The 14,265-nt window shown below is 47.2% G+C and carries 10 protein-coding genes; 5 read left to right on the top strand and 5 right to left on the bottom strand.

The annotated features are described in order from the left end of the window. Positions 1-348 precede the first annotated feature (348 nt). Genes GC178_18720 through GC178_18730 form a run of 3 tightly spaced genes read left to right on the top strand, consistent with a single transcriptional unit; the run spans position 349 to position 2,193 of the window. On the top strand, positions 349-966 hold the full coding sequence (locus tag GC178_18720) for a 30S ribosomal protein S16 (protein ID MBI1289600.1): 618 nt from the start codon (positions 349-351) through the stop codon (positions 964-966). 2 nt (positions 967-968) lie between these two features. Continuing rightward, a complete protein-coding gene (rimM, locus tag GC178_18725) occupies positions 969-1,487 on the top strand; it encodes a 16S rRNA processing protein RimM (GenBank protein MBI1289601.1) in 519 nt (172 codons plus the stop codon). After that, positions 1,480-2,193 (top strand): methyltransferase, encoded by a 714-nt coding sequence (locus GC178_18730; GenBank protein MBI1289602.1) that lies wholly within the window; start codon positions 1,480-1,482, stop codon positions 2,191-2,193. The genes rimM and GC178_18730 overlap by 8 nt, the downstream gene beginning before the upstream one ends. Positions 2,194-2,416: 223 nt before the next feature. Here the strand turns inward: GC178_18730 and rsmD are convergent, their stop codons facing one another. Genes rsmD through GC178_18745 form a run of 3 tightly spaced genes read right to left on the bottom strand, consistent with a single transcriptional unit; the run spans position 2,417 to position 4,545 of the window. Then, a complete protein-coding gene (gene rsmD, locus GC178_18735; GenBank protein MBI1289603.1) occupies positions 2,417-2,956 on the bottom strand; it encodes a 16S rRNA (guanine(966)-N(2))-methyltransferase RsmD in 540 nt (179 codons plus the stop codon). Further along, entirely contained in the window at positions 2,947-3,777 is an 831-nt protein-coding gene (locus GC178_18740) for a DUF3822 family protein (protein ID MBI1289604.1), read from the bottom strand. The genes rsmD and GC178_18740 overlap by 10 nt, the downstream gene beginning before the upstream one ends. A gap of 3 nt (positions 3,778-3,780) precedes the next feature. Beyond that, positions 3,781-4,545: a hypothetical protein gene (locus GC178_18745; GenBank protein ID MBI1289605.1), complete on the bottom strand. Its 765-nt coding sequence runs from the start codon at positions 4,543-4,545 to the stop codon at positions 3,781-3,783. A 199-nt stretch (positions 4,546-4,744) separates the two neighbouring features. On the opposite strand from GC178_18745, the gene GC178_18750 reads away from it, so the two are divergent. Beyond that, positions 4,745-7,048, top strand: coding sequence for a TonB-dependent receptor plug domain-containing protein (locus GC178_18750; GenBank protein ID MBI1289606.1), 2,304 nt, complete (start codon positions 4,745-4,747; stop codon positions 7,046-7,048). Positions 7,049-7,053: 5 nt separating this feature from the next. Here GC178_18750 and GC178_18755 read toward each other — a convergent pair whose 3' ends face one another. After that, positions 7,054-8,040: a hypothetical protein gene (locus tag GC178_18755; GenBank protein MBI1289607.1), complete on the bottom strand. Its 987-nt coding sequence runs from the start codon at positions 8,038-8,040 to the stop codon at positions 7,054-7,056. Continuing rightward, positions 8,037-10,379: an AAA family ATPase gene (locus GC178_18760; protein ID MBI1289608.1), complete on the bottom strand. Its 2,343-nt coding sequence runs from the start codon at positions 10,377-10,379 to the stop codon at positions 8,037-8,039. The genes GC178_18755 and GC178_18760 overlap by 4 nt, the downstream gene beginning before the upstream one ends. A gap of 178 nt (positions 10,380-10,557) precedes the next feature. Between GC178_18760 and GC178_18765 the strand changes: the two genes are divergently transcribed. Continuing rightward, positions 10,558-14,094 carry a T9SS type B sorting domain-containing protein gene (locus GC178_18765; protein ID MBI1289609.1) on the top strand — a complete coding sequence of 1,179 codons (3,537 nt, stop codon included), beginning with the start codon at positions 10,558-10,560 and terminating at the stop codon, positions 14,092-14,094. The last annotated feature ends 171 nt before the right edge of the window (positions 14,095-14,265 follow it).

Here is a 14,265-nt window from a genome sequence, read left to right on the forward strand (position 1 = left end):
AAGTGCTCACCGCAGCTTCGCTCGGTCGGGAGTTCTTCAATAAAATGCAGTAAATTCATCCTTGTTGGTTTTAAGTCCACATCAAACCAACATCATCAGACCATAAACTATTTACGTAGTGGCAAACTGCGGGGGAATCAGATTGAGATTTAATGAAAAATGTTATTCTGAGAAAAGCACCAAAGTTTAGTTGAAAATGACATTGACACAAATGCAAGTAGAAACGATGAGTCCACTGAACCCGCATGTGCTCAAGTGCTTGAAAATGAATTGGAAATAGGTGTTTTTATATTGAAAGGAAAGTCGCATATTTGCAGCCCCAAATTTTTAAACATTTAATTCGTCTACATGCCAACTAAAATCAGATTGCAGAGACATGGAAGAAAAGGTTATGCGTTTTTTCACATCGTAGCAGCCGATTCGCGTGCCCCACGGGATGGGAAGTTCATTGAGAAGTTGGGAGTTTACAATCCGAACACGCAACCAGCAACTATCGACATCGATTTCGATAGCGCTGTGAAGTGGTTGGAGAACGGAGCTCAGCCTACCGATACTTGCCGTGCCATCCTTTCATACAAAGGGGTATTGTACAAGAAACACCTACAAGGTGGTGTCAAGAAAGGTGCTTTTTCGCAGGAAGAAGCGGATGCCCGTTTTGAGAAATGGATGAACGATAAGACTTCGCGCATTCAGCAAGGGGCTGACTCTATTGTGAAGGCTCAGGAGAAAGCGAAAGCTGACGCTCTGAAAGCTGAAGCTGCGAAGAACGAGGAAATTGCTGCGAAAGTGGCTGCCAAGAACTCTCCGCTTGCGGAAGAAGTTGAGGCAACTGCCGAGGCTGCCGAAGGTGAAGAAGTAGCTGCTGAAGCTGCTGAGGAGGCTCCGGTTGCAGAAGCTGAGGCTCCTGCGGCTGAAGAGGCTGCACCAGCGGAAGAAGCTTCTGAAGAAGAGAAGCCAGCTGAGTAAGCGTGAAGGATCTGAAGGTCCTTGGAACCGTTGTCAGGTCTCACGGACTGAATGGTGCTTTTAAAGTAAACGTTCACGCTACAGGCGTTCCAGACATTGAAGAAGGCGAACCGGTCTTCATCCGATTACAGGGTGGGCCGGTTCCTTTTTTTGTGCAAGAATGTTCGGCCAGTTCCAGCGACCGCATGGTGCTGAAAGTGGAAGACGTGAACACGTTGGAGCAAGCTGAGAAACTCGTAGGTAGCGAGATTCTTTTGGAGTTGGAGCGTTTTGAAGATGGAACGCCCGATACTTCTGAGGAGTTGATCGGCTTTACGGTGATCGATGCCGAGAAGGGAAACATCGGCACTGTTTCGGGATTCATGGATACGCCACAGCATCCGATCTTGGAAGTGGCTTACGAAGACAAGACGATTCTGATACCTTGGGTGGAGGAAATAGTAAAGGAAGTGGAAGTTGAAAAGAAGGTCATCAGCGTGGAGGCACCCGATGGCCTGATCGATCTGTACATCAATGGCTGAACCGTTTTTTCAGTTCAAAAAATTCAGGGTTTATCATTCGGCAGGCGGTTTCAAAGTAGGAACCGATGGTGTGCTCCTCGGAGCTTGGGCACCTGTGAATGATGGCGAGCATGTTCTTGATATTGGAACAGGAACTGGGTTGATCTCGCTGATGATTGCGCAGCGCGCCCGAGTGAAAATGGATGCGATTGAGATCAATCCGATCGCGGCTGACCAGGCCAAGCGCAATGTGGCTCATTCGCCATTCACGGACATCACCGTTTATAATGAAGATGTTGCCGAATTCGTAAAGCACGGAAAGAAGTACGATCTGGTGGTTTGTAATCCTCCGTTCTTCTCAAATGCGCAGGCTCCTAAGGATCAATCGCTGCATTTGGCAAAACACACAGTGAGTCTGAAACCTGCCGACCTTTTTCATCACGTAAAGCAATTGCTGAAAACAGACGGACGCTTTGCGGTAATCTTCCCAAAAACGGAATACGATACGTTCTGCAGCGCGGCCAAGTCGCAAGGGTTTTACCCGAAAGAAGTTCTGGATGTGTTCCCGCAACCTGATTATCCAGAAATACGGTTAATGGTGAATTTCACGCACACAGAATTGGATAAGCCGAACAGGCGCGATTTCTGTATAGCGCAATCGAACGAACGCCACGATTATTCTGAGGAATACAGGGAATTGACGAAGGATTTCTTCCTGAGGTTTTAGTCCTGAAGGACTTTTTTAGCCACAGAGACACAGATTTTCACAGATTGCACAGAGTTTTTTGTGAAAACCTCTGTGTCTTCTGCGTTTCTGTGGCTATTTCATGCTCTCGATAAAGTTGAAGGAACAAGCAGTATACACTTTTTTAGCCACAGATGCACTGATTGACACTGATTTCTCAGATGAATTTTCTGTGTTTGATCTGTGAAAATCTGAGAATCAGTGGCTATTTCATGTTCTCGAAGAAGCTGAAATGAACCCGGCCGTACTTGCGCGTTTGCGTGAGGGCAGGGAAGGAGCTGAGGTCAACCTCAGCTGGGTGTTCTACGATAAGAAGGCCGTCTTCCGCTAAGAGTTTGTTCTCCAAAATGGCGGTGACAAACTCAGGGTAATGCGGGTAAGTGTAAGGCGGATCGGCAAAGATCACATCCCATTTCTGACTGGTTGACTGTGCGAAACGCAACGCATCGCTTTTGTAGGTGGTGGCGGTTTTGTAACCCAGAAGGTCAAAGGTTGATTTGACGAAACCAACACATTTCGGACTGGCATCAACCGAAGTTACGGTAGCCGCTCCACGACTGGCGAATTCCAAACTGATGTTTCCTGTGCCGCAAAAAAGGTCAAGTACGTTGAGGTCTTCGAAATCGAGCAAGTTGTTCAAGATGTTGAAGAGACCTTCCTTGGCCTTGTCGGTGGTTGGTCGAACTGGCAGGTTCTTGGGCGGATGAATGTTCCGTCCTCGGTATTGTCCGCTGATTATGCGCATGCGGCAGTAAATATGAACGGAAACCGATGCTCGGCCATCTGACTGAACGAATAACTGTAGGTCAGATTCTTCGGCCGTTTGATAAACGAGATCTTTGATATGAATCGCGACAGCACCTTGAAGGTGTCATCACCTTTCTCAACTGAACCTCCCAACAATAATTCAATCTCTGAATGAAGAATACTCAGCGATTCCAATGTTGCCATCAGGAAATAAAGGACATCATCCGCTTTCGAGAATTGGAAACAATTGGAGAAGAGTAGTTTTCCATCTTTCAACACATTAAGCGAAAACCGTTTCTCATCCAAGATCAAATATGCTTTTGTTCCTGAACTGTTCCCAAGAATGGAATCCGCCCAAGTAAGGAATGAAGAACCAACTGATTCTTTGAAAACCTCTTTCACAGATTTTGGAATTCTGAAAAGCCCAACAGCGTCTGTGTTGGTCAGCTTCTGGGTGACGATTTCGGATTCATCCGAGTCATCAAACAGGAAATTGAAATACTTCTCTTTCTCGTTTTCAGAGAAAAGTGTTTCGGGAACAATCACTACTTGATTATCTGCGATGGAGAACCTGGTTGAGGCAGCTTTGCTAAACTCATCGCTCTTCAAAACCTCAGCAACTCGTTCGGCCCAAACCGAATCTGTTGATGAATACGGGAAGTTCCATGATATGAACTCAATAGCCTTGAAACTGGTGTTGACTTTCAGAAGTTGAACACCGCTTCGCGATACATCTATAAAAGAGGAAAGGCGACCATTGGTCGCCTCTTGCTCGTTATCAGCCTTCAGATGGAACTCCTTTCTTATCAAAGAAGCCAACGATTATTCCCAGTTTCCGCTGGTTGATGGCTCTTCCATGGAACCAACTTTAAGACCTTTTTGTGGGTCGTAGTATTCCGGTTCAATACCATCAAAAATATACATGTTCAAGGCTTCTGCCTCAAATACAGGGACCTGTACCTGATTCTTCTCGATCATGTTCGCGTCCATTCTAAATTCTTGATTCTTGCTGAAAGGAATCAACTTCACATCGTTAATGTCACCGCCCATTTTGAAAAGCGAATCACGAACACTGACGTGAACCGTATCTCTGGTAACGATTCCAAGGTCCACGGCCTGTTGCTCCGTGAGAGAATCAGGAACTGTTCCGAACGCCTTGATGACCGGGAACGAATCCGTGTTGACAAACGTGATAAGTGTGTCGAAACTTGGCGTATACTTTCTGTAAACCGCTTTATAGGCCAACTGCCAATCGCGAATGGTTTTCAGCTTCTCCTCCACCTTGGCATAACGCTTTTTCTTCAATTGCTCGAACTCTATGGGAGCTTGAATGGAACGATAAGCGAAGTAAGCAGTTACAACTGCCAACGGCAGAAAAACAAATACGAGCACCTTCTGGATGCCTCCGCTCAACATTCCAAGCTTCATCAAAACCGAAAAGATTCCGATTGCCAGAATCAGTGTTCCGCCAAGAAGCCAAAACCCATTCTGTCCTCCAAAAATGGAGTAGAAATCAATAAGCGAACCGCTGATAATGAGTAGTGCCGGGAAAATGAAATCACCAATGTTTTTGCCGAGATTGTTCATTTAGTGCGTGCGTGATAAATGGTCTTAGTTCAGGTTGCGTGCAAAGCTACATTTTTTTTCAAACGGCAAATGTTGTCCTTATTGTGTCTAAGGGACCACTATATTAACATCTGGGAGGTATAAAAACTCGAATTGGTCAACATGGTCTTTTTGAGGGTTGTATAACTTGCGGCCGAAATCCATTTAACTCTGAACTGAAATGAATTTGCTTGGTCGGTTATTTCTGATGGCAACCCTATTGGTTGCACCAAGTGCTTTTGCCCAGACCATTACTGGAAAGATCACAGACGAGTCGAACGGTGAACTGCTGACCGGTGTCAACATCTTCAGTCAGGACAACGTGGGTGCATCTTCCGATCTGGATGGTGCTTATACCTTGAAACTCACCCCTGGAAAACACAAGGTCACATATAAGTTTATCGGTTATGAACCAATAACAAAAGAGTTCAATCTAAAGGCTGGGGAGACGGTTGTTCATAATGTAAAGATGTCAACCGGCAGTACCGCGCTGGATCTTGTAGTGGTTACGGGAAGTGCATTTGAGAAGAAGGTGAGCGATGAGATGGTGACCATTGACGTGGTCAAAGATTATCTGATGGAGAATACCGCGGCACCCGACCTGAAAGCTGCTGTTGCCAAGGTTCCCGGTGTTACCATTATGGACGGACAGGCATCCATTAGGGGCGGTGGAGGCTATAGTTATGGCGTAGGTAGCCGTGTTCAGATGGTGACGGACAACATACCATTGCTTACCGGAGACCTGAAGGATATTCAATGGAATGCCATACCGATGGAGATCGTAGATCAAATTGAGGTGGTGAAAGGCGCATCGAGTGTGCTTTATGGATCGGGTGCGATGAACGGTGTGATCCACGTAAGAACGGGTTGGGCAACAGATAAACCAGAGACAAAATTCCGGATCTATTCCGGGATTTATGGCAATCCCGGCCAGAAGGACGCCAGGTGGTGGGACAAGTCTTCAAGCCCTCTTTTCACTGGGGCGTTCTTCTCCCACAGAAGAAAGATAAAGAACGTGGATCTGGTCATTGGGGCGCATGCCGGCTCCGATCTGAGTTATCTGCAAAGAGGGCAACGCCAAGAGATCCGTGGTAATTGGAAGACCAGAGTGCAATCCGTAAAGGTCAAAGGTTTGAGCTATGGATTGAATGGGTCTGTACAGTATCAGCAGTCCGGGCGTTTCACGCTTTGGGCAAACAACACGGACGGTGCATACAAGCCGTTGGACGGTACTTCATCTGAGGACAAATATCTTTTTGTGAACGTAGATCCTTGGATTCAATACTCGGCAGGCAAATTCGGGATCCATACTTTGAGGTCTCGGTATTACCGCGTTGAGAGAAGGGATGTGGATTGGGAAGACCCATCCGTATCAAATGTGATGTATTTCGATTATCGCTTTCAGAATGAGTTCAAGCACAAATTCACGGTTACGGCAGGAGTGCAATACCAGCACATTTGGTCCTACAGCATACTCTATCAGGACCAAGGTACCTTACTCACGCACAATCCGTCTGTCTATGCACAGGTTGAGAAACGGTTTCTCGATCGAATCTCGCTTCTGGTCGGAGTTCGGGACGAATGGAACAATGTCATTGGCCTGCGCAAGCAGACGAGTAAGCCGATCGTGCGGGCAGGAGCCAATTTCAAGGTGGCAAAGGCTACCAATATTAGGATGTCATTCGGACAATCGTTCCGTTTTCCAAGCATTGGAGAGAAGTTCATCAGCGCCAGTTTGGGGCCGATCAAGATACTTCCCAATCACGATCTTGTGGCAGAATCCGGTTGGTCTGCAGAGTTAGGATTGAAGCAAGGGTTCAAAGTATCGGGTTGGAGAGGATATTTTGATTTTGCTCTTTTCTGGACAGAATTCAAGAACATGGTAGAGTACAGATTTGGTCTGTTTGATGATGGAGAACCAGATCCGATCATTGCCTTCAAGCCATTCAATGTTACCAAAGCTCGGGTGGCAGGTGTAGAATTCGGCCTTACAGGAGAGGGGAAACTCGGTCCTATTCCAGTAAGAGTGTATCTCGGATATACGTTCAATTATCCGGCCGACCTCCAGGCTGATACCACACAGCAGAATGTGGGAGTTTATATGAGAAATTTCTTCTCCAGTATCAAACACTCCGATTCGCTGACGCAGACCTTAAGCATTCTCAAATACCGGACAACACATGTTTTCAAGTCAGATATTGAGTTCGATGTTTGGAAGTTCACAGTGGGTTACAGTTGCCAATACTACAGCTCTATCAATCGGATCGATGATTCGTTCAATGCATTTCTTCCCGGGGTTGCAGAGTATCGGGAAGCCCATACCAACGGTGTTTGGATCATGAATGCTCGCCTTCTGTTCAAGGTTTCCAAGAGTTCGACTTTCGGATTCATCACCAAAAACTTCATGAACGAGTTCTACTCACTCCGTCCTGCCATTATGGAGGCTCCAAGGAGTTTTGCACTTCAATACTCACTGACTCTTTAATGAAGTCACTGACTATGTAAAGAAGGCTGAATAAACTGATAAATGTCCGGGTTTGGAATGGAAATTCCCGTTGTGAGGACTGTTTTGATCATGACGATGACCAGAATGAAAACAATTGTTGGAACAATTGGCCAGCGTTCCCATGTCTTCTGACGTGGAATCTTGAAAGATCCCATCAACATGGCATGAATGATCATGACCAACAGACAGATGATGGCAGCTACAAAGGAAATCGAGTTCGGAATTAGGTTTATGGGAAAAACCACAATTGTGACAATCGTACTTCCAAAAATCACAGGAATGAGTACCTGTTGTCTTAGAAAACGGTAGCGTTCGGCTTCAGAGCCGATCTGTTTGGAAGACCAGGCCGTTTGCAAGAAAGGCTTTGCGTAGAAAATTCCGATGCTTATCACGAGCAGAAAACCTAAGAAACCGATAGCCCATTCGGTGCTTGGTTTGTAGTACATGTAGGAGGTGAATATGGCCAACTCGAAACCGATCGAATCCAACTCCCTGTACTCAAAGTTGCCGGCAAACGGCACACTCATCATCCTCTGAGCAAGAATTGTGAACGAGATAATGCTGCCCCAAAGCAGGAAAAGACGCACGAAAATGAAGGACTTTCGGAAGACCAGAAATAGTAGGTAAGAACCAACCCCGACCGCTCCAATGGCAACAGCTCCAACGCTAAAAGCTCTTTTTACAGCGTGAGGATACCAATGGTCGCCACTTTTACCATATATAATGGTATCATACCGCAGCGTTGGCTCCATGTCGAAATGGGCTGAGGCCAATGCCGTTACAAAATCATAGAAAATATAAAGAATAAGATATGCAGAGGCAAAGAGTAATGATGAACCGATAAGCTCCATCCATTGAACACTCTTTTTTTTATCCGCTACCTTAGGAATCTCCTCTTCAATTCCTTTGGTCTGGTGTAATGATATGAGGTCTTCGAATTCCTCTTCCTCAGAGGTTGGCACTTGATTCATTGCTTGGCCTTGCCTACAATTCGGAGTTTTGCAAACTTCAAAAGCAGCTGTTTGTTCCCAGCACCTTGAAAAGCCACGGTGGCTTTCACATTCGGCATTTCTCCTTCCAAGGCAACTACTTCACCTTTTCCGAATTTATCATGGATAACTTCTGTACCTATCATTATGCGACTTACGTGGTCGCTTGTCCCATCGCCCGTGTCAAGGGTTCCGGGGTTTCGACTGTCATCGTATTTGGTGAGGTTACGTTCTCTCATTGTTGCTTTATGTCCACTTCCTGATCTGGGTGTCAAAGGTCGTTTGAAATCCCTTTGTTTCCAACTGGGTGAAGTTAAGGAATTTTCATTGGAGACTGGTTTTGAACTCGTTACGTTCAAATGTTTTTCTGGGATTTCGTCAATAAAACGACTTGGTTCGCTGTGAACCAAGCTTCCCCAACGAAAACGACTGACCGCATAGCTCAAGTTCACTCTTTTTTCTGCGCGTGTCAGTGCCACGTAGAAAAGTCTGCGCTCTTCCTCCAGATCGCTACGCGAACTCAATGAAAGCTGTGACGGGAACAGGTTCTCTTCCAACCCAACGATGTAAACATATGGGAATTCCAATCCTTTTGAGGCGTGCACGGTCATGAGCGAGACCTTGTTCATCTCGTCAGGGTCATTTTTTGTGTCCGCGTCTGTAAGCAGAGCAATGTCGGCAGTAAACCGGTCCAATGTTTTAGGTTCCGGTTCGGTTATCACTTCGTCTTCTCCCGGAACGTCTTCTACAAATTCCTTCAATCCATTGAGCAATTCCTGAATGTTCTCATATCGGCTCACACCTTCTGGCGATTTATCGGCATGCAATTCGCGAAGCAGGCCGCTTGATGACGCGATCTTCGAACCGAGCTCATAGGCATCCGAACGCTTCAACTCTATTTGAAAACTACGAATGAGATGACTGAAATCTTGCAATTTCTTCGCTGTTCCAGAATTGAATTGGGAATAAAGTAGTTCTTGGTCGGTGATGATGGACCAAATGTCCTTGCTCCAGTCATTGCCAAGAACGATCAATTTATCGATGGTGGTCTTTCCTATTCCTCTTGCGGGATAGTTGATGACGCGCTTCAGAGCTTCCTCGTCCTGAGGATTTATCACCAAACGGAAATACGCGATCAGATCTTTTATCTCCTTTCGCTGATAGAAACTCGTTCCGCCATAGATACGGTATGGAATGTTCATCTTGCGCAGCGCCTCTTCAATGGATCGCGACTGCGCATTTGTGCGGTACAGGATGGCAAAATCCTTCTCTTGAAGCTGCCCGTTCATCTTTGTTTCAAAAATGGAACGTGCCACCGACATGCCTTCCTCATTGTCGGTCAGATTTCGGCTTACCGTGATCTGTTCACCATCGGCATTACTTGTCCAGACGGTTTTCTTCAGCCTGTCCTGATTTTTCTCAATTACGTGATTGGCCGCACCGACTATATGTTTGGTAGAGCGGTAATTCTGCTCCAGTTTAAAGGTCTTTACATCGGGATAGTCCTTTCGGAAGTTGAGGATATTCTCAATGTTCGCTCCCCGGAAAGCGTAGATGGATTGCGCATCATCTCCCACCACACAGATGTTCTCGAATTTGGCGGCCAACCGTTTCACAATGAGGTACTGTGCATAGTTCGTATCCTGATACTCATCTACCATTATGCATTTGAAACGGTTCTGATATTTGTTGAGCACATCCGGAAAATCGCGCAGCAGTACATTCGTCCAATAGAGAAGGTCATCAAAATCCATTGCGCCCGATTTGAAAAGGCGGTCGGAATACTTCTTGTAGACCACCGACAATTTCGGTTTGGCGCTCATGCGGTCTTCCGCTATCAGTTCGTCATTTCGCAGGTACTCGTTTGCCGAAATGAGATTGGTCTTGGCCGCGGAGATGCGATTAAGCACAAGGCTTGGCTTGTAGGTCTTATCGTCCAGCGCCTCTTCCTTCAGGATGGCCTTGATAAGATTCTTAGAATCGGCCGTGTCATAAATGGTGAAATTGGAAGGGTAGCCAATTTTCTCACTCTCAATGCGAAGGATCTTTGCAAATACCGAGTGAAACGTTCCCATCCAAATGTTTCGGGCTTCTGGACCTACCATGGTTTCGATCCTTGAGCGCATTTCCCGTGCAGCCTTGTTGGTGAAGGTCAGTGCCAAAATATTGAACGGATCAACACCGCTATTGATAAGGTGACAGACGCGATACGTGAGAACACGCGTCTTGCCCGATCCTGCACCTGCAATGATCATTACCGGGCCATCAAGCCATTCAACAGCTTTTCGCTGCTCCTCGTTCAGTTCGTTCAAATAGTTCATGAATGCGTCAAAATTACGGATCGCCCGGTCGTTTCACAGATAATATGGCCACAACATAAAGCTATTTTCAACAACCGGAACAACAGACGTACGTCCAACACAAGGAAGTATTGCGTCTGCTTAAAAATGATAGTTTTGCTCAATTGATTCACAACTCAAAGAGTTGATTCACATAACCATGAAAAAACCTCTATTCCTCTGTTTACTGATCCTGTTCGGAATTGCATCGGTTAAAAATTCATTTGCCCAATGCGGCACTACCCCAATTTCCGGTGACCTGATCATATCATCAAACACGTCCCTTTCGGGGACTTACAACATTACTGGGCTGTTCAGAGTAGAGCCGGGCGTAGTCTGTTCTGTAACCCCATACACCAATGGTGGTTGTGGAGAATTGATCATTAATGCTACAGATATTGAAGTTATCGGAGATATTATTGGCGATGGTTCTGGTTACCCTGGAGGTTCTGGAGGTACGGGCGCAACTACGGGAAGTAATGTGGGTGCGCTCACAGGATGTGTTGATAAGGACAACTGCCTGGTTATTGCAGTGAATGGTGGAGGTGCAGGAGCAGCAGGTTCCGGCCCCGGAGCAGGTCAGGCAGGGAACAGCGGAGCCAATGGCATGGGGCCTAAGCAAGCATGCCAGAATTTTGGCGATGAGTATGGTTTTGTTGGAGGATCTGGAGGAGCCGGTGCTGCAGGTGGCGGTGCTTATGGTGGTACTGCAAACCAAGGAGGTGTTGGGGGTAATGGAGGTGCATACAATCCAGGTAACTTTTCTGGGATGAGCATAACTGGCTGCGCCTCACCATCTGCAGGAAACGGTGGGACAGGTGGTACGGTCGGTGGAACCTACGGTACCGCTGCTGGTACAGATATTGACCTCGGATCGGGCGGTGCCGGTGCAGGAGGCGGTGGTAGAAGTGCGGGCAACGGAACTGCTGGGACAGCCGGTGGCGCAGGTGGTGCAAAAGTTGCGCTTTATGCCTCGGGTAGCCTTACCGTTGCCGGAAACATCTCAGTAAACGGTGCCACCAGCGGTCCTGGAGGTAACGGAGGAGCTGGAGGCACTACTACCGATTGTTGTTCTGACGCGTGTAATGATTGTGGTGAAAGAACATTCTCTTCCGGAGCCGGTGCCGGTGGTGGTTCAGGCGGTGGTTCTGGTGGCGGCATCCTTCTTCAGGGCTATGGTCCATTGAACATTACCGGAACACTTCGGTCCGTTGGTGGCAATGGAGGATCCGGAGGTGTTGCGGGTGTTGGAACTTCTGGTTGCAGCTATAGCAACTTCTTCTGTGGTAGCAATAGTGGTTCGGCCAATGGTGGTTCTTCGGGTAACACCGGTGGCGGAGGTTCTGGAGGTCGAATAAAGATCTTTCAGAATCCATGTCAGAATAACGTAGTAAACGCAAGTATTCTTAAGAATGGAGGAACCGGCTTTGGCGGTGCTGCCGGAGATGGTACCTACAACTTGGGCGATATCGCCAATATTGTGGGGCCTACTGCAACCACCTCATCTGATAGCGTAAGTTGCTACGGTCTGGCTGATGGTAGTGCTTCAGTAACGCTATCTGGTGGTACAGCTCCTTTCACATATTCTTGGGATGACCCAAATGCGCAGAGTACACCCACGGCCACCGGTCTTTTGGCCGGAACTTATAATGTGACCGTGATCGATAGCTTTGGTTGTGAGGTAACCGAAACCGTGGTTGTTCCACAGCCAGATACCTTGACCACACAGATTTTTGGAATTGTGGATGCCGATTGCTTCGGTTCCAGTACGGGCGAGGCTTCAGTTTCAGGTTTAGGAGGAACAGCGCCTTATACCTATTCATGGAACGACCCGCAGAACCAGAACACGGCAACGGCTACAAACCTTCCGGCAGGTACCTGGATAGTTGATCTGGTTGATGCTCATGGTTGTATGGCTGTTGACTCGGCCGTTGTCGGGCAACCCAATCCATTTGCAGCTTCTGTAACGGTTGATCAGAATGTGTCATGCAATGGGTTAACGGACGGTATAGCAACCGTTACGGCAAGTGGCAATAACCTTACCTATTCGTGGAATACAACACCAGTACAAACCACGGCAACCGCATCTAATCTTCCTGCGGGAACGTGGAACGTTACTGTGGCATCGTCTCAAACATGCGATACGACCCTTTCGGTTACGATCACGGAACCTGCTCCGCTGACAGTTCTGGCAGTTGAGAACCAATCGGTTTCCTGTAACGGGGGCAGTGATGGAATCGCGCTCTCAACCGCACAGGGAGGCACCACTCCATACAGTTATCAATGGAATGACCCGAACCTTCAGACAACCGCAATGGCCAGCGGTCTGACGGCAGGAACATACGTGGTGGTGGTTACGGATACGAACCTTTGTACTGCTACTGATTCGGTTGTCATTACGGAGGCTTCTGCAATCAGTATCGGAGTACAGATTGACAGCGCAAGTTGCAATGGTGGCTCTGACGCGCAGATAGAGGCGATCGTTTCTGGAGGCACGCCAGGTTCAGGTTACACTTACTCATGGACCCCTGGCCCAGTTTCTGGAAACCCGCTTACTGGAATTCCGGCAGGAACATATTCTCTGACAGTAACTGATGCCAACAGCTGTGTGGCTGAACTTCAGAATATCCTTGTTCCTGAACCTCCTGCAATGGTGTTATCACTTGTACAGCAGCAGAACGTAAGTTGTAATGGAGCCAGTGATGGTCAGGCCGAAGTAAGTGTTTCTGGAGGAACTCCGAACTATACTTACGCTTGGGACGACCCTACAAACCAATCCACTGCCTTGGCCGGGGGCTTGCCACCAGGAACGTACTCTGTAACAGTTACTGATGCCAACGGATGCACAGCGGTATGGCAGAATGTCAACATTACTGAGCCTGATGAGTTGGTAGTAACGATCGATGCTACAACCCCGATCACATGTAGCTATTCAGAAGACGGCATGGCGGAAGCATCGGTTACTGGAGGCACACAACCTTACGGTTATCTTTGGGATGATCCGAGTGCGCAGACAAGCAGTTCTGCAATTGGTCTGGGTGCTGGCGATTTTACGCTCACAGTCACCGATGCGAATGGTTGTACTGCTCAAGCTGTTGCGACCATTGACCCACCGGTTAACCCATTGACCGCAGATTTCAGTGCAACGCCACTTACAGGGGAGCAACCACTGGAGGTAACCGTGACCAACAACTCAGAAGGTGGTACAACCTATGAGTGGATCTTTGGCGATGGAAATACAATAACTACCTATGATACATCCGCTTTCCAATTCTTGTATGCAGATTCAGGTACATTCACGTTGACGCTGGTCGCATACAATGATGTAACTGGATGTTCTGATACGCTGGCGCTTACCGATGGTATCTATGTTGATCCTACGTCAGAATTGGTAGTTCCTAATGTGATCACTCCTAATGGTGACGGCATCAATGATGTGTTCCCTATTGATCCGATAGCGAATGACTTCTTCCCATTCAAGATCAGAAACATTTACGATTTCAAGGGAGAGATCTATAACCGTTGGGGCGAATTGGTTTACTACTGGACAGAACCTTTGGCCGGTTGGGATGGACGTTCTACAAGCGGCAAAGAGTTGATCAATGGAACTTACTACTTCGTTATTACCGCCAAGGGCATTGACGGTGACAAGGTTACCGATTATGAGTTCAAGGGTGATGTATCGCTCATAAAATGAAATGATAAAAATGATTATCCGCAATCCGATCCCGTAAATTGGTTACGGTGCATGGTTCTTGGTTTGTGTCAAAACTAAGAACATGATGACATTCAAGGATTTTTTCGAGCGGTTCGCTGACGAACAGAGCTGTCTGGAACATTTTGTGCAACTGCGTCTCAACCAAGGGCT

Source organism: Flavobacteriales bacterium, assembly GCA_016124845.1.
Classification (GTDB): Bacteria; Bacteroidota; Bacteroidia; order UBA10329; family UBA10329; genus UBA10329.